The sequence below is a fragment of the Streptomyces sp. NBC_01439 genome (assembly GCF_036227605.1).
Taxonomy (GTDB): Bacteria; Actinomycetota; Actinomycetes; order Streptomycetales; family Streptomycetaceae; genus Streptomyces.
Map to the genome: position 1 here is coordinate 5,850,430 of NZ_CP109487.1, position 14,758 is coordinate 5,865,187.

General features: G+C 72.4%; 8 protein-coding genes. 2 read left to right on the forward strand and 6 right to left on the reverse strand.

Annotation, left to right across the window (positions count from 1 at the left end; translation table 11 throughout):
• The first annotated feature begins 39 nt into the window (after positions 1–39).
• On the forward strand, positions 40–5,004 hold the full coding sequence (locus tag OG207_RS26415) for an NAD-glutamate dehydrogenase (RefSeq protein WP_329101470.1): 4,965 nt from the start codon (positions 40–42) through the stop codon (positions 5,002–5,004).
• A 171-nt stretch (positions 5,005–5,175) separates the two neighbouring features.
• Here OG207_RS26415 and OG207_RS26420 read toward each other — a convergent pair whose 3' ends face one another.
• Together OG207_RS26420 and OG207_RS26425 are read right to left on the reverse strand one after the other, a co-directional pair.
• Complete coding sequence (locus tag OG207_RS26420; protein ID WP_329101472.1) at positions 5,176–5,964, reverse strand: ABC transporter ATP-binding protein; 789 nt, start codon at positions 5,962–5,964, stop codon at positions 5,176–5,178.
• Complete coding sequence (locus tag OG207_RS26425) at positions 5,957–6,868, reverse strand: ABC transporter permease (protein WP_329101474.1); 912 nt, start codon at positions 6,866–6,868, stop codon at positions 5,957–5,959. Before OG207_RS26425 ends, OG207_RS26420 begins: the two co-directional genes overlap by 8 nt.
• 136 nt (positions 6,869–7,004) lie before the next feature.
• On the opposite strand from OG207_RS26425, the gene OG207_RS26430 reads away from it, so the two are divergent.
• Complete coding sequence (locus tag OG207_RS26430; RefSeq protein WP_329101476.1) at positions 7,005–7,652, forward strand: TetR/AcrR family transcriptional regulator; 648 nt, start codon at positions 7,005–7,007, stop codon at positions 7,650–7,652.
• A gap of 45 nt (positions 7,653–7,697) precedes the next feature.
• On the opposite strand, the gene OG207_RS26435 is transcribed toward OG207_RS26430, so the two are convergent.
• The 4 genes from OG207_RS26435 to OG207_RS26450 form a co-directional block, all read right to left on the reverse strand.
• Positions 7,698–8,633 carry a carbohydrate ABC transporter permease gene (locus OG207_RS26435; protein WP_329101477.1) on the reverse strand — a complete coding sequence of 312 codons (936 nt, stop codon included), beginning with the start codon at positions 8,631–8,633 and terminating at the stop codon, positions 7,698–7,700.
• Complete coding sequence (locus OG207_RS26440; protein WP_329107896.1) at positions 8,630–9,895, reverse strand: carbohydrate ABC transporter permease; 1,266 nt, start codon at positions 9,893–9,895, stop codon at positions 8,630–8,632. Before OG207_RS26440 ends, OG207_RS26435 begins: the two co-directional genes overlap by 4 nt.
• Before the next feature lie 103 nt (positions 9,896–9,998).
• Complete coding sequence (locus OG207_RS26445; protein ID WP_329101478.1) at positions 9,999–11,357, reverse strand: ABC transporter substrate-binding protein; 1,359 nt, start codon at positions 11,355–11,357, stop codon at positions 9,999–10,001.
• Positions 11,358–11,453: 96 nt separating this feature from the next.
• Entirely contained in the window at positions 11,454–14,378 is a 2,925-nt protein-coding gene (locus tag OG207_RS26450; RefSeq protein WP_329101480.1) for an FtsK/SpoIIIE domain-containing protein, read from the reverse strand.
• Between the last annotated feature and the right edge of the window lie 380 nt (positions 14,379–14,758).

Genomic DNA, 14,758 nt, shown 5'->3' on the forward strand with positions numbered 1-14,758 from the left:
CCTACGTCACGCAATGGCGCGCGACAGGAGCCAGAGGACATGCAGACCAAGCTGGACGAAGCAAAGGCCGAGCTGCTTGCACGGGCGGCCCGGGTAGCTGAGCACAGCCCGGCCGGGGGGCTACTTCCGACTGGGTCCGAGCGGGGAGAGCGTCCGGACCAGGACACCGTTCTCTCCTACCTCCAGCGCTACTACCTGCACACGGCGCCCGAGGACCTCGCGGACCGCGACCCGGTCGACGTGTTCGGAGCCGCGCTCTCGCACTACCGGCTCGCCGAGAACCGGCCGCAGGGCACCGCGAACGTGCGCGTGCACACGCCCACCGTGGAGGAGAACGGCTGGACCTCCAGCCACTCCGTGGTCGAGGTCGTCACCGACGACATGCCCTTCCTCGTGGACTCCGTGACGAACGAGCTGTCCCGCCAGGGCCGCGGCATCCACGTCGTGATCCACCCGCAGGTCGTCGTCCGCCGCGACGTGACCGGCAAACTGATCGAGATCCTCGGTCCCGACTGCGACGCCCACGGCCCCGCCACCGCGCGTCCCCACGACTCCCTCGTCGAGTCCTGGATCCACGTCGAGATCGACCGCGAGACCGACCGCGCCGACCTCAAGCAGATCAACGCCGACCTGCTGCGCGTCCTGTCCGACGTACGGGAGTCCGTCGAGGACTGGGAGAAGATGCGCGAGGCCGCGCTGCGCATCGCCGAGGGCCTGCCCGAGGAGCCCACCGCCCCGGACCTGCGCGAGTACGAGCTCGAAGAGGCCCGTGAGCTGCTGCGCTGGCTCGCCGACGACCACTTCACCTTCCTCGGCTACCGCGAGTACAACCTCGTCGACGGCGACTCCCTGTCCGCCGTGCCCGGCACCGGCCTCGGCATCCTGCGCTCCGACCCGCACCACAGCGGCAAGGAGGACGGCCACCCGGTCTCGCCGTCCTTCAACCGGCTGCCCGCCGACGCCCGCGCCAAGGCCCGCGAGCACCGCCTGCTGGTGCTGACCAAGGCCAACAGCCGCTCCACCGTGCACCGCCCCTCGTACCTCGACTACGTGGGCGTCAAGAAGTTCGACGCCGACGGCAACGTCGTCGGTGAGCGCCGCTTCCTCGGCCTGTTCTCCTCCGCCGCGTACACCGAGTCCGTGCGCCGCGTCCCGGTCATCCGCCGCAAGGTCGCCGAGGTCCTCGCCGGCGCCGGCTTCTCGCCGAGCAGCCACGACGGCCGCGACCTGACGCAGATCCTGGAGACCTACCCGCGCGACGAGCTGTTCCAGACCCCGGTCGACCAGCTCCAGGCCATCGTCACCTCCGTCCTGTACCTCCAGGAACGCCGCCGGCTGCGGCTGTACCTGCGCCAGGACGAGTACGGCCGCTACTACTCGGCGCTCGTCTACCTGCCCCGCGACCGGTTCACCACCGGGGTGCGGCTGCGCCTGATGGACATCCTGCGCGAGGAGCTCGGCGGCATCAGCGTCGACTTCACCGCGTGGAACACCGAGTCGATCCTCTCCCGCATCCACTTCGTCGTCCGCGTCCCGCAGGGCACCGAGCTGCCCGCGCTGACCGACTCCGACGTCGAGCGCATCGAGGGCCGGCTCGTCGAGGCCGCCCGCTCCTGGGCCGACGGCTTCCAGGAAGCGCTGATCGCCGAGTGCGGCGAGGAGCGCGCCGCCGAGCTGCTGCGCCGCTACGGCACCTCCTTCGCCGAGGGCTACAAGGCCGACCACTCGCCGCGCGCGGCCGTCGCCGACCTGGTCCACCTGGAGCGGCTCGCCGCCAGCGACCGCCAGTTCGCGCTCTCGCTGTACGAGCCCGTCGGCGCGGGCCCCGGCGAACGCCGGTTCAAGATCTTCCGTACCGGTGACCAGGTCTCGCTCTCCGCGGTCCTGCCGGTGCTCCAGCGCCTGGGCGTCGAGGTCACCGACGAGCGCCCGTACGAGCTGCGCCGCTCCGACCGGGTCAGCGCCTGGATCTACGACTTCGGTCTGCGGATGCCCGTCTCCGGCAACGGGGACAACTACCTCGGCGACGACGCCCGCGAGCGCTTCCAGGACGCCTTCGCCGCGGTCTGGCAGGGCGACGCGGAGAACGACAACTTCAACGCCCTGGTACTGAGCGCCGGGCTCACCTGGCGACAGGCCGTCGTCCTGCGCGCGTACGCCAAGTACCTGCGCCAGGCCGGTTCCACCTTCAGCCAGGACTACATGGAGGACACCCTCCGCAACAACGTCCACACCACCCGGCTGCTGGTCTCGCTCTTCGAGGCCCGGATGGCGCCCGTGCGCCAGACCGCCGGCAGCGAGCTCGTGGACGCCATGCTGGAGGAGCTCGACGGGGCCCTGGACCAGGTCGCCTCGCTCGACGAGGACCGCATCCTGCGGGCCTTCCTCACCCTCATCAAGGCCACGCTGCGCACGAACTTCTTCCAGCTCAACGGCGTGGGCGAGCAGCACTCGTACGTGTCGATGAAGTTCGACCCGCAGGCCATCCCGGACCTGCCGGCCCCGCGCCCGGCCTTCGAGATCTGGGTGTACTCCCCGCGCGTCGAGGGCGTCCACCTGCGCTTCGGCAAGGTCGCCCGAGGCGGCCTGCGCTGGTCCGACCGTCGCGAGGACTTCCGTACGGAGATCCTCGGCCTGGTCAAGGCGCAGATGGTCAAGAACACCGTGATCGTGCCGGTCGGCGCCAAGGGCGGCTTCGTCGCGAAGAACCTCCCCGACCCGTCGGTGGACCGCGACGCCTGGCTCGCCGAGGGCATCGCCTCGTACAAGATCTTCATCTCGGCGCTGCTCGACATCACCGACAACATGGTCGCCGGCGAGGTCCTGCCCCCGAAGGGCGTGGTCCGCCACGACGAGGACGACACCTACCTCGTCGTCGCCGCCGACAAGGGCACCGCGACCTTCTCCGACATCGCCAACGGCGTGGCGGAGTCCTACGGCTTCTGGCTCGGCGACGCCTTCGCGTCGGGCGGCTCGGCCGGCTACGACCACAAGGGCATGGGCATCACGGCACGCGGCGCATGGGAGTCCGTCAAGCGGCACTTCCGCGAACTGGGCCACGACACCCAGACCGAGGACTTCACCGTCGTCGGCGTCGGTGACATGTCCGGCGACGTGTTCGGCAACGGCATGCTGCTCTCCGAGCACATCCGCCTGGTCGCCGCCTTCGACCACCGGCACATCTTCATCGACCCGAACCCGGACTCGGCGACCTCGTACGCCGAGCGCCGTCGCCTGTTCGAGCTGCCGCGCTCCTCGTGGGCCGACTACGACACCTCGCTGATCTCGGCGGGCGGTGGCGTCCACCCGCGTACCGCGAAGGCCGTCCCGATCACCGCGCAGGTCCGCGAGGCCCTCGGCATCGAGGCGGGCATCACCAAGATGACCCCGGCCGACCTGATGAAGGCGATCCTGCAGTCCCCCGTGGACCTGCTGTGGAACGGCGGCATCGGCACGTACGTCAAGTCCACCGCCGAGACGCACGCGGACGTCGGCGACAAGGCCAACGACGCCATCCGCGTCAACGGCTCCGATGTGCGGGCCAAGGTCATCGGCGAGGGCGGCAACCTGGGTCTGACCCAGCTCGGCCGGATCGAGTTCGCCCGTACCGGTGCGGGCGGCGAGGGCGGCAAGGTCAACACCGACGCCATCGACAACAGCGCGGGCGTGGACACCTCCGACCATGAGGTGAACATCAAGATCCTGCTCAACGCGGTCGTCACCGACGGCGACATGACGGTCAAGCAGCGCAACAAGCTGCTCGCCCAGATGACCGACGAGGTCGGCCACCTGGTGCTGCGCAACAACTACGCGCAGAACGTCGCGCTCGCCAACGGCGCGGCCCAGGCCCCGAGCCTGCTCCACGCCCAGCAGCGCTACATGCGGCGGCTGGAGCGCGACGGTCTGCTGGACCGGGCGCTGGAGTTCCTGCCCACCGACCGGCAGATCCGCGAGCTGCTGGGCGGCGGCAAGGGCCTGACCCAGCCGGAGCTGGCCGTCCTGTTCGCCTACACCAAGATCACTGTGGCGGACGAGCTCATCACCACCGAGCTGCCGGACGACCCGTACCTGCGCCGTCTGCTCTTCGCGTACTTCCCGGCCGCCCTGGCCGAGCGGCTCACCGAGCAGATCGACGCGCACGCGCTGCGCCGGGAGATCATCACCACCCTCCTGGTCAACGACACCGTCAACACGGGTGGTTCGACCTTCCTGCACCGGCTGCGCGAGGAGAGCGGGGCCTCCACGGAGGAGATCGTGCGCGCGCAGCTCGCGGCCCGCGAGATCTTCGGCCTGGCCGACGTGTGGGACGCGGTGGAGGCGCTCGACAACAAGGTCGCCGCCGACGTCCAGACCCGGGTGCGGCTGCACTCGCGGCGCCTGGTCGAGCGCGGTACCCGCTGGCTGCTGAACAACCGGCCGCAGCCGCTCCAGATCACCGAGACCATCGCCTTCTTCCAGGAGCGCGTGGGCCAGGTCTGGGCCGAGCTGCCGAAGCTGGTGCGCGGTGCCGACCTGGACTGGTACCAGTCGATCCTGGACGAGCTGACGGGCGAGGGCGTCCCGGAGGAACTGGCCGCCAAGGTGGCCGGCTTCTCCTCCGCCTTCCCGGCGCTGGACATCGTCGCGATCGCGGACCGCACGGGCGTGGACCCGCTGGAGGTCGCCGAGGTGTACTACGACCTCGCCGACCGCCTGGCCATCACCCAGCTGATGGACCGGATCATCGAGCTGCCGCGGTCCGACCGCTGGCAGTCGATGGCCCGCGCCTCCATCCGCGAGGACCTGTTCGCGGCGCACGCGGCGCTGACCGCGGACGTGCTGTCGGTGGGCAACGGCAGTTCGACTCCCGAGGAGCGCTTCCAGGCGTGGGAGGAGAAGAACACGGCCATCATCGGGCGGGCGCGGACGACCCTGGACGAGATCCAGGGGTCGGACGACTTCGACCTGGCGAACCTGTCGGTGGCGATGCGGACGATGCGGTCGCTGCTGCGCGTGCACAGCTGATCGGTCGGCTTCGCCGAACGGGCCGGGCCCGGGACCAAGCGGTCCCGGGCCCGGCCCGTTGTAGCTCCCGGTGTGCGGCGCCGTTGCGGGGGCGCTGCCCCCGGACCCCCGCGCCTCAAACGCCGGCGGGGCTGAAATGAGGCGCGGGTCTGGGCGGAGCCCAGGAAAGGGTCAGCGGCCCGAGGTGAAGGCGTCGTAGGCGTCGCAGACTTCCTTCGAGGGGCCGTCCATGCGGAGCACACCGGCCTCCAGCCAGATCGCGCGGTCGCAGGTTTCACGGACCGTGTTGATGCTGTGGCTGACGAGGAAGACGGTGCCGGCCTGTTCGCGGAGTTCCTCGATGCGCGCCTGGCTGCGGCGCTGGAAGGCGGCGTCGCCGGTGGCCAGGGCCTCGTCGATCATCAGGACGTCGTGGTCCTTGGCGGCGGCGATGGAGAACCGCAGGCGGGCGCCCATGCCGGAGGAGTACGTCCGCATGGGCAGGGAGATGAAGTCGTCCTTCTCGTTGATGCCGGAGAAGTCGACGATGCCCTGGTAGCGCTCGCGGATCTGCTGCCTGGACATGCCCATCGCGAGGCCGCCGAGGACGACGTTGCGCTCGCCGGTCAGGTCGTTCATCAGGGCGGCGTTCACGCCGAGGAGGGACGGCTGGCCGTGCGAGTAGATCCGGCCGCGGGCCACCGGCTGGAGGCCGGCGATGGCGGCCAGCAGGGTGGACTTGCCCGAGCCGTTGGAGCCGATGAGGCCGATGGCCTCGCCCTTGTACGCGGTGAAGGTGACGCCCTTGACGGCGTGCACCTCCTTGATGCCGGGCGGTGCCTTGCGGGAGAAGACCCGACTGAGCGCCGCGGTGGCTCCGCCCTTGCGGGCGCCGGCGCCGTGCACCTTGTAGATGACGTGGACCCCGTCGGCGATGACGGTCGGTACCCGGGTGTCGGTCTGCGTCGCGGTGTCAGCCACGTCCGTACTCCTCTTCTGCCTTCCAGAACCAGATGAATCCGCCGATGCCGGCGAGCAGGGCCCAGCCGATGGCCAGCAACCACGCGTGGGGCGGGAGCGAGTGCGCCTGGAAGCTGTCGATCAGCGCGAAGCGCATCAGGTCGATGTAGACGGCCGCGGGGTTGACCTTGAGCAGCGTCAGCACCCAGTGGTGCGGCAGGTGGTCCGAGGCGAGCATCTGGTCGATGGACCACATGACGCCCGAGGAGTACATCCAGGTGCGCAGGACGAAGGGCATCAGCTGGCTGACGTCCGGGCTCTTGCTGCCGATGCGCGCCATGACCATCGCGCAGCCGGCGGCGAAGACGGCCATCAGCAGCAGGGCCGGGACGGCCAGGAACCAGGACCAGGCGGGCCGCTGGCCGAACGCCAGCAGCAGGATGACGAGGGCGCCCATGGTGACGAGCAGCTGCTGGAAGAGCTGGACGACGGTGGAGATGGGCAGGCTGGCGCGCGGGAAGTGCAGGGCTCGGACCAGGCCGCGGTTGCTGTGGACGGCGCGGGTGCCGGCGTTGATGGAGCTGCCGATGAAGTCCCAGACGAAGATGCCGGTGATCAGGAAGGGGACGTAGTCCGGCACGCCGTGGCTGGCCTTCATCACGATGCCGAAGATGAAGTAGTAGACGGCCGCGTTGAGGAGCGGGGTCACCAGGTGCCAGAGCTGGCCGAGCTTGGCGGTGCTGTACGTGGCCTGCATGCGGGCGGTCGCGTACGCGGTCACGAAGTGGCGGCGGTCCCAGAGTTCCGCGATGTAGCGGGGGAGCGTGGGGCGGGCGCCGCTGAGGGTGAGGCCGTGGGCGGCGGCGAGGCGCGCGAGTTCCGCGGAGGGCGCGGGCTCGGTCGTGGATGCGGTCGCGGTGGTCACAGGGTTCGCTTTCGACGGGGTCAGTACGTCACTGCCAAGGTCGGGACGGGTCCGTATCGTCGCTACGGCGAGGTTAGGGCGCGGAGCGTCGGAACGCAACCGTATCGTCGTGACGGAGCGCGGTTATGCTCTCTGCATGACCCCGGACCCCTCCGCCACTTCTGCACCCGCCCCCGCCCCCGCCCGTAGGGCCCCCGCCGGGGCCGCCGTCCTGCGCGCGGACGTGACCGAGGCGATCCGCGACGCGGTGGTGGAGGAACTGGCCGCGGTCGGCTTCTCGAAGATGTCCATCGAGGGCATCGCCCGGCGGGCGGGGGTCGGCAAGACCGCGGTCTACCGGCGCTGGAAGTCGAAGCTGCACCTGGTGCTGGACCTGGTGGGGGCCTTCGCGGTGGACGGCCTGCCGGTGCCCGCGACCGGCTCGCTGTACGGGGACGTACGGGCCCTGCTGGAGGTCATGTCACACGTGCTGCGGCACCCGGTGGCCTCCGCGGTGATCCCCGACCTGCTCGTGGAGGCGGCGCGGAACCCGGAGATCGCGGACGCGGTGCGCGGCGCGCTGCTCGACGGGCAGCGTCGGATGGCGGCGGGGATCGTCTCGGACGCGGTCGCCCGCGGCGAGCTCCCGGCGGGCATCGACCCGGCCCACGCCCTCGACCTGCTGATCGGCCCGCTTTACTGGCGCCAGGTGGTGGTCCGGGACGCCGTGACGGGCGGCCACCTCGACGTCCTGGCCCACCAGGTGGTGGCGGGCCTGAAGGCGAGCTCCGAGGCTGGCGACTAGCTAGCACCGGCCACGGCCGGACGGCAGCCAGGGCCGGCGCCGGGGTCACTTGATCGCTCCGGCCATCACCCCCGAGACGAACTGCCGCTGGAAGGCGAAGAAGACGACGAGCGGGACCGCCATCGACAGGAACGCGCCGGGCGCCAGCACGTCGATGTTGTTCCCGAACTGCCGTACCTGCTGCTGCAGCGCGACCGTGACCGGCGGGCTGGCCGAGTCCGCGAACACCAGCGCCACCAGCATGTCGTTCCACACCCACAGGAACTGGAAGATGCCGAGCGAGGCGATCGCAGGACCGCCGAGCGGCAGCACCACCCGTGCGAACAGCCGCAGTTCACCCGCCCCGTCGAGACGGGCCGCCTCCAACAGCTCGCGCGGGATCTCCGCGAAGAAGTTGCGCAGCAGGAACACGGCGAAGGGCAGTCCGAAGGCGGTGTGGAAGAGGACCACGCCCGCCGTGGTCTCGAACAGCCCGATGGAGCCGAAGAGTTCGGAGACCGGGATCAGCGCCACCTGCACGGGGACCACCAGCAGTCCGACGACGAGGAGGAACAGCCAGTCCCGGCCGGGGAAGTCCAGCCAGGCGAAGGCGTATCCGGCGAACGCGCCCAGGACCAGGACCAGCAGGGTGGCCGGCACGGCGATCGCGAACGTGTTCAGGAGCGAGCCGGTGATGGTGTCGTTCGCCAGCAACCGCTCGTAGTTGTCGGCCGTCAGCCGCGAGGGCGCCGTGAACACCTGCCACCAGCCGCCGCCGTTGAGGTCGGTGGGGGAGACGAACGAGGAGAGCAGCAGCCCGAGCGTGGGCAGCAGCCAGAAGAGCGCCGCCACGACCAGGAAGACGCGCAGCGCGCCTGAGGCGAGCTTGGCGGAGACGAGGGCGGCGTACGAGGGCCCGGCGGCCGCCGAACCCGCTGCCGCCGGGTCCACCGCCGCCGGGTCCACCGCCGTCGGGTCCGGCGTTGCGTCGGAACGGCTCATCGGGACCCCTCCTTGCGCAGCCGACGGATGTTCACGAGCATCACCGGGATCACCAGCACCAGCAGCAGCACGGCGATGGCGCTGCCCAGCCCCGGATCGGCGTCCGTACCGAAGGAAGTCCGGTACAGCTGGAGCGCGAGCACGTTCGCGTCGTCCTGGACCGCGCCCGGCGCGATCACGAAGACCAGGTCGAAGATCTTCATGACGTTGATGACGAGGGTGACGAGCACGACCACCAGGACCGGCGCCAGCAGCGGGGCGGTGATCCGCCGGAACACCTGCCACTCGTTCGCCCCGTCCACGCGCGCCGCCTCCAGCAGCTCACGCGGTACGGCGGCCAGCCCGGCCCCGATCAGCACCATCGCGAAACCGGCCCACATCCATACGTACGCCCCGATGACCGCCGGCGTGACGAGCGCCGGGCCGAGCCACTGCACCCCCGCGTACGCCTCCCGGAAGTTGGCCGCGGGCAGCCGCAGCAGGGCCCCGTCGGCCTTCGCGGACAGGGTGAAGGCGCCGTCTGCACCGGCCGTCGCCGCATCGACCACCCGGCCGTCCTTGACCGCCTCGATCCGCATTCCGGCGTAACCCTGCTCGGTCGGGTCGACCACGTTCGTCGCCCCGCCCCCGCCCCGGGTGAAGTCCTGCCAGACGGTGCCGGTGACCTTCCCCGGCACGGCCGCGGGCCGGCCCGCGGTACGGGTCCCCTCCGGCAGCGCCTCCGGGGCCACGCCGACCAGCGGGAGCAGCACCGGGGTACCCGCGCGGACGGGGTCGCGGGTGACGAAGGCACCGCCGCCGGCGTCCGCGAGCGGCGAGTCGCGGCCCGGGCGGGCCTTGGGGAAGGCCGAGGACTCCGCGAAGGTGTCGTGGACCCCGACCCAGACCGCGTTGGCGACCCCGCGGTCGGGATCGTGGTCGTAGACGAGCCGGAAGATGATGCCCGCGGCCAACATCGAGATCGCCATCGGCATGAACACCAGCAGCTTGAACGCCGTTCCCCAGCGCACCCGTTCGGTGAGGACCGCGAAGACCAGACCGAGGGCGGTGGCCGTGGCCGGGGCGAACACCACCCACAGCGCCGTGTTCTTCAGGGCGGTGCGGATGGTGTCGTCGCTCAGGATCTCGCGGTAGTTGTCACCGCCGACGAAGGTGTCGCCGGAACGGTCGAAGAGACTGCGGTAGAGGGAGTAGCCGATCGGGTGCACGACGAGCGCACCGAGCAGCACGAGGGCCGGGAGGAGGAACGCCGCCGCGATCAGCCGGCGGCGCCGCGCCTCCGCGGAGACGGCGCCCTTGGACTCGGCGCCCTTGGACTCGACGCGCTCGGATGCGACGCCCTTGGCGGCAGGGGCCGGCACGGGATCAGTTCCCGTAGGCCTTGGCCGCGTCCGCCTCCAGTTTCGCCTGGGTGCCCGCCACGTCCGACGGGTTGGCCAGGAAGTCCTGGAGCGCCTTCCACTCGCCCGCGCCCGGGGTCCCGCCGAAGGCCGCCGGGGCCTGGTCCGACATGTCGAAGCGGAAGTCGTCGCCCGCGGCGATCAGCGCCTTGGCGATGTCCCGCTGGATGGCGTTCGGATAGGCGCCCGGGTCCACCGCCTTGTTCGGGGAGACGAAGCCGCCCTGCCGGGCGTGGATCTCCGCCGCGTCCGGCGAGGCCAGGAAGGTCAGCAGCGCCTGCGCCCCCTTCGACGGCTTCAAGGCGACCGCCACGTCGCCCCCCGAGACCACCGGAGCCTTCCCGCCGACCGCCGGGAAGGGGAAGACGAGGGCGTCCTCGCCCACCTTCGCCTGCGTCTGCGCGATGTTCACCGCCACGAAGTCGCCCTCGAAGACCATCGCGGCCGCCGGCCGGTCGCCGCCGGTGAAGGTCTGCGTCACCGACTTCGGGAACTCGGTGGACAGCGCCCCGCTCGGCCCGCCCGCCAGGAAGTCCTTGCGGCCGAACAGCTCGCCGAGCGTGGTCAACGCCTGCTTGACGCTGTCGTCCGTCCACTTGATCTGGTGCTTGGCCAACTGGTCGTACTTCTCCGGCCCGGCCTGGGAGAGGTAGATGTTCTCGAACCAGTCGGTGAGGGTCCAGCCGTCCGCACCCGCCACCGAGACGGCCGGGGTGCCGGAGGCGGACAGCGTGTCGGCCGCGGTGATCAGGTCCTTCCAGGTCTTCGGAGGTTTGACCCCCGCCGCCTCGAAGGCCTTCGCGTTGTACCAGATCAGCGACTTGTTCGCGGCCTTGTAGTACACGCCGTACTGGGTGTCCCCGACGGCGCCGAGCGTCCGCCAGCCCTTGGAGTAGTTCGCATCGAGCTGGGCGGCGGCCTCCGGGCCGAGCGGCTGCGCCCACTTGTTCTCCACGGCCGCCTTCAGCGCCCCGACCTGCGGGAGCAGCGCCACGTCCGGCGGCGCACCACCCGCGATCTTCGCGCCGAGGAAGGTGACGATCGGGTCCTGGGCCGGGACGAAGGTGACGGAGGCACCCGTCCGCTTCTCGAACTCCTTCAGGACCTTGGTGAAGTTCTCCTGCTCCGGGCCCGTCCAGACCGCGGCGACCTCCAGCTTCTCGCCGGGCAGCTTCGGTAACTGCACCCGGGGTGCGGCCGTGCTGCCCTCGGGCCCCTGCGGTTCCTCCGTCCCGCCGTCCCCGCACGCGCCGAGCGTGAGGGCGGCCGCCGCGGCGAGCGCCGTCCAGGTGAGTGTCGTACGGCTCGTTCCGTGCCTGCGCATGGTTCGCCCCCGATGCCCGTGATGTGTCCTGGACCACAAGGTCTACGCCGAGCAGTGCGCCCCCGCAATACCGCCTCGCGGGGGCGCGGCCGCCCGTCAGGGCGCGGGCGGGAACAGCACGGGTATCGCCGAGACCAGGTGCGAGGCCCGCTCCAGGGCGCTGGCCAGCAGTGCGAGGTCGGTGGGCCCGTTGCCCAGCTCACGCACCGGGCGGCGGGCCGGCGGATCGCCCATCCGCTCCCACTCCACCGGGACGACGGTCGGCCGCTGGGTCGCCGTCCGGGGGATCCGGCCGGTGACCCGTCCCGCCTGGAAGGGGACCGTCCGGCCGTCACCGAAACGGAGCAGGCCGCGCCCCGGACCCGGCTGGTCGGGGGCGTCGAGCTCCACGCGCAGGGTGACCAGGCGGGCCGGTCCGGTGTCCGCCGTACGATCCGGGCGGGCGCTGGCGGCCACCAGGTGCACACCGAGCCGGGCGCCCTCGCGGGCCACCGCTTCCAGGGCCCGGACCACCGAGCCCGCGGCGGGGCGGCCCGCACTGCCCAGACCCGGCGCGACCAGCGCGTCGAGGTCGTCCACGAGCACCACCAGGCGGGGCAGCGGGCTGGGCCCGGGCGGATCGGTACGGGTGGTCGCGGCCCTCAGCCGCAGCGTGCCGGTCCGCTGGGGGTCGAGGTCGCCGCGGTGCTCGCCCGGGCTGGGCCGGCGCGGCGCGACCATGCGGTCGGACACTTCGCGCTGTGCGTGCCACTCGGCGAAGGACAGGTCCTCCAGCAGCTCGGAGCGGCGCTTGAGCTCCGCGCCCAGCGCCTGCGCGAACTCCCGCATGCGCAGCGGATCGGAGGCGACCAGGTGGGCGCAGACGTGCGGGAGTTCGGTGCAGGGCAGCAGCCCGTCGCCGCGCTCGCCGCCGGCCCCGTCGAGGAGGAGCAGCCCCAGCCGGTCGGGCCGGGCGGCCGCGGACAGCGACGCGGCCACCGAGCGCAGCAGCTCGGTCCGCCCGCTCCCGGCGGGCCCCTCGACGAGCAGGTGCGGGCCGTCGTGGACGAGTTCGGTGCCGACGGGCCCGCGGCGGCCGCTGCCCAGCACGATCTCGGCGAGGCCGCCCACGCCCTGCCCCTGGTCGGTGGCGGCGGCCCAACGTGCCATCAGGGAGGCCGGGGTGGCCCGGGCCAGCCCCAGCTCGTCCAGCAGCCGCGCGGTGGCCGGCAGGGCGGCCGCGGCCGGCCGGTAGGGCTCGGCGGAGCCGCCCTCGGCGGTGCGCAGCGGGGCCAGGGCCCGGGCGAAGCGCTCGGCCCAGGCGGCGGAGACGGCGTCGGCGGTGGCGGTGCCCCCCGACGGGACCGGCCTGCCGCCGCTGATCGTGAAGGTGCGTACGGCCGTGGCCACGTCGCCGCTGAGCAGGGCGACCGCGCCGCAGTCCCGGAAGGCGGGGGAGCTCGCGCAGGCGGCCTCGTACGTCTCTTCGACCGGCGAAGCGGCGGTGGCGGCCGGGGCCTCGGCGAGCACGAGGACGTGGATCCCGGCGGCCGGGCCGTGCGAGGCGAGCCGACCGGTGATGTCGCGCAGCGGGCCGGCTCCGGGATCGCCGTCGAGGACGACGAGCGTGTACGGGCCCTCGTAGATGGCGGCGGCCCGCCGGATCTGTCCGGCATCGGCGGCGGTCCAGTGCACGCCGAGCGGACCCTCGTCGAGGCGCCGGGTCAGCTCACCCGTGCGGGCGACGGCCTGGTCGCGGTCGTACGCCAGCAGGAGCCTGCAGTCTTGGCCGTGTGCCGGCCGTACGTGGGGCAGCCAGCCGAGCCAGCCCCACTCGCGCCGCCGGTCGGCGAGGCCGCGCGCCCGGTCGGCGGAGACGAGCACGATCTCCAGCTGCCCCGGCGCGTGCAGCGCCGCGAGCTGCGCGACGACCCAGCGGGCGGCCCCGGCCAGCCGGTTCCGCGGGCCGGCCAGCCCGAGGGCGCCGACGGCGGGCAGGGACACCCGGCTCCCGGCGCCGAGCCCCACCTCCAGTACGGCGGGATGTCCGGGCGTACGGGACCACAGGCGCTCGGTGGGGCCCATCGCGGCCAGCAGCACCGCGGCGGGATCGTCGGGGTCGGGCGCGGCGGCCACCGGTTCCGGCGGGGCCTCGGCGGGTTCCTCGCCGCGCACCCACTTGCGGGCCCAAGCGCCTATGCCCTTGCGTCGCCCGGTCCCGGTCCCGGAGCCAGGGCCCGGCGCCGCGCCCTGCGGCCCGGCTTCGCGGGATGCGCCGGGGGCGTTGGGGGCGTCGGGGACTTCGGGCGCCTCCGGATCGGGCCCGGGTACGGCCGGATCCGCCCCGGGGAGCGGGCCGGGGAGCGGGCCGGGGAGCGGGAGGGCGGCGACGGGCCGGGTGGCGACCGACAGGTGGCCCTGGAGGTCCGGGGTCACCGACAGCGCGGGAGCGCCCGCGGGGGCCAGCCGCAGGGTGGACTCGCCGACCCGCAGCAGCGCCCCCGGGGGCAGGGCGACGGGCTGCGCCCCCACCGGGGAGCCGTCCAGCGCGGTGCCGTTCGTCGAGTTCAGGTCGGCCACCGCGACCCGCCCGTCGGGGATCACCGTGACCGCGCAGTGCAATCGGGAGACGTCGGGGTCGTCGAGGGGGACGTCGGCATCGGCGGAGCGGCCCACCCGGATCTGCCCGCTGTGCAGCAGGTGCACCCCGCCCGCGTCGGGTCCGGCGACGACGTGCAGCTGGGCCGCGCCGAGGCCGTCCTCCGGGAGGACGTCCGGTACGGGCCCGTGCAACGCCAGTACCGCGCCGTCCACCAGCGGCGGCTCGCCGAGCACCCGCCGCTGGAGGTCGAGGCGCTCGGAGCCGGCGTACAGCACGACCGTGCCCCCGGTGTCGGGCCCGCCGACGGTCGCCGCGAGCCCGGAGGCGACCGCGGCCAGCGCGGTGCCGACGGGGGCGGTGACGAGTACGTCACAGCTCGCGGGGGCGGTCGCGGTCTGGTGGCCGCTGCGCGACCCAAGGACGGTCAGCCGGATCTGCATCGCCGTCAGCGGTCCCTTCTGCGCGGTGCGCGGTGTGTGCGCCCGGCGGGGAAATCCCGTGACATGACCGTCCGGTCGCCCCCCACCCGGCACGGACGCGTCGTCCGGTCAGGTCTGCCCGGAAGGCGGGGCTCCCGTCCCGTGCCGTCCGTACGTGTGCATCCTCGCACCTGTCACGGACAACACGCCCGGCGCCCGGCAATAAATGATCTTGATGTGTTGGGACCCGGGTCGGACCCCGATCAGATCCGGCCACCAAGGCGGTGGAAGACGGGGAAAATCGCCTCCGGCATACCCCGCGAACATCACCCTCCGCACATATGTGCGGCAACCAACCTCCGGGGACCGGCGTCTTCCCGGGGGACACCCCCTAGAGTGGG